Source organism: Deltaproteobacteria bacterium (assembly GCA_009929795.1).
Taxonomy (GTDB): domain Bacteria; phylum Desulfobacterota; class Desulfovibrionia; order Desulfovibrionales; family Desulfomicrobiaceae; genus RZZR01.
The window spans coordinates 1-1904 of sequence record RZZR01000301.1 but is presented as its reverse complement, the minus strand read 5'-3'; the positions used below and the strand labels follow the sequence as shown (position 1 = coordinate 1904).

At 62.3% G+C, this 1904-nt stretch carries 3 protein-coding genes; 2 read left to right on the top strand and 1 reads right to left on the bottom strand.

The features are described 5' to 3' along the window. The first annotated feature begins 136 nt into the window (after positions 1-136). Positions 137-931, top strand: a complete 795-nt coding sequence (locus EOM25_14430) for a flavodoxin family protein (GenBank protein NCC26372.1) — start codon at positions 137-139, stop codon at positions 929-931. 7 nt (positions 932-938) lie between these two features. On the opposite strand, the gene EOM25_14425 is transcribed toward EOM25_14430, so the two are convergent. Beyond that, the gene (locus EOM25_14425; GenBank protein ID NCC26371.1) at positions 939-1430 is read right to left on the bottom strand and encodes a YajQ family cyclic di-GMP-binding protein; all 492 of its coding nucleotides are present in this window, start codon (positions 1428-1430) and stop codon (positions 939-941) included. Positions 1431-1574: 144 nt separating this feature from the next. On the opposite strand from EOM25_14425, the gene EOM25_14420 reads away from it, so the two are divergent. Beyond that, the coding region (locus EOM25_14420; protein NCC26370.1) for an ATP-binding cassette domain-containing protein at positions 1575-1904 on the top strand (330 nt) is incomplete at its 3' end.

Here is a 1904-nt window from a genome sequence, read left to right as displayed (position 1 = left end):
CAGTCAAATGGAACTCGATTAGACCAAACATAAAAACATCTGCACAGCCGATCTCGCGATAATCTTGCCGAACCTGGCCCGACCGTGGCATTGACAGAAGGCCGTTCATGGCACATTTACTTGATTTGATTGGAATGTGCCCAAGTCCAAGGGAGGGAAACACACGGTGAACATCCTGGTCATCAACGGATCGGCCAGGGCCGAGGGCACGACCACAGCCCTGGCCCGCTCGTTCATGGACGGAGCGAGGTCCCATGGGGCTGCGGCCGAGATGGTCATGCTCCGCGACCTCTCCATGGCCCACTGCGCCAACTGTCTCCAATGCTACGCCCATCAGGGTCAGGGCCCGGCTCCGTGCAGCATCCAGGACGACATGGACGACATCGTCGCCCGCGTCGCAGCCGCCGACGGCCTGCTCCTGGCCTCACCGGTGCACAGCGGCTTTGTCAGCGGGCTTGTGACCATGTTCTGCGAACGCCTGGTCTGGAGGGTCTTGCGGCCGTCCTCCAGACCCTTTCTCGGAGGCATGGGCATGGTCAGCCGCATCGACGACAAGGTCCGGGCCGTGGGTGCCATTCTCTCGGCCGGGGGTATGCCGGAGCGGATGCGCCGCTTCTGCGACGACGGTACGCCGTGGCTCAAGGGCAACGTGCCCCTCATGGTCCACGGTCAATGGGTAGGGGACCTCTACGCCGGAGCCTGCCTCCAGCGCTTGCCCGAAAATGAAAAGGATTGGCGACGGGTCTACTTTTTGCGCCGGCTTGGAACGGACCAGGTCCAGGCGGCCGGAAACCTGGGTATCCGCATGGTCCGAGCCATCCGCTCGGGCCGCCTCAAACCCACGACCATGGAACGATTGATCCCCGGCCCGGTCCGGTGGGTGATCGAGCGGTTCAACGCCTTTTCCCCGCCCTTGCGGATCGCCAGATAGGCCCGGTTCAGTTCTTCATGTTCACGTGCTGCAGGGGCCGTTCCAGCCCGGCCTCGTCCACCAGCCGGATGACCGCCTGCAGATCGTCGATCTTCTTGCCCGTCACCCGGACCTGCTCGTCCTGGATAGCCGTCTGGACCTTGAGCTTGGAGGCCTTGACCAGCTGGACGATCTTCCGGGCCGTGTCTTTGTCGATGCCCTCCTGTAGACCGATCTCCTGCTTGACCCGGCCCTGGGAGGTCGGCTCCGGATCTTTGAACTCCAGGATGCGGGAATCCACCTTGCGCCGGGTCAGATGGGCAATGAGCATGTCCCGCAGGGCCCGGATGTGCATCTCGCTTCCGGTGACCAGCCTGATCTTCTTGTCCTTGCGGTTAAAGTCGATGTCCGTGGGAATGGTCCTGAAATCGAACCGACCGGCCACCTCCTTCTTGACATTGTTCACGGCGTTGTCCACTTCCTGCAGGTCCACTTGACTGACGATATCGAACGACGGCATGGGCCACTCCTTGGCTTGATGTTTGGCAAAACCCGGAACATCCCGGGACAGCTATGATTGTGGAGATCCGAACCGCAGACGTCAAGCCGGAGCATTGCCCCTTTGCGGCCGGAAGTATGCCGTCTTCATTCCAGTCGGTCCGCCATGCGACATTCCAGACCCATGAATCCGACCCTGCGCATCCTCCTCGAGAACATTACTGTTCGTCGCAAAAACCGCCCTCTGATCGCCGGTCTCGACTGGGATCTGGGCTCCCAGGGGCACTGGGCCGTCATCGGCCCCAACGGCGCGGGCAAGACCACCCTGCTCAAGGTTCTGTCAGGGCTCCTCTGGCCCGACAGCCGCAGTCGCCGAACCTACGTCCTGGACAGCCGCCCGACCTCGAGCCCTCTGCCGATCCGGCCCCTGATCCGCTTCCTGGGTCCTGAGACCCTGGAAACCTTCGCTCGCCACGCCCCGTTCCTTTCGGTGCTC

Excerpts from the sequence above, each read along its gene's own strand:
- EOM25_14425 (NCC26371.1), bottom strand. The coding sequence starts at position 1,430 with ATGCCGTCGTTCGATATCGTCAGTCAAGTGGACCTGCAGGAAGTGGAC.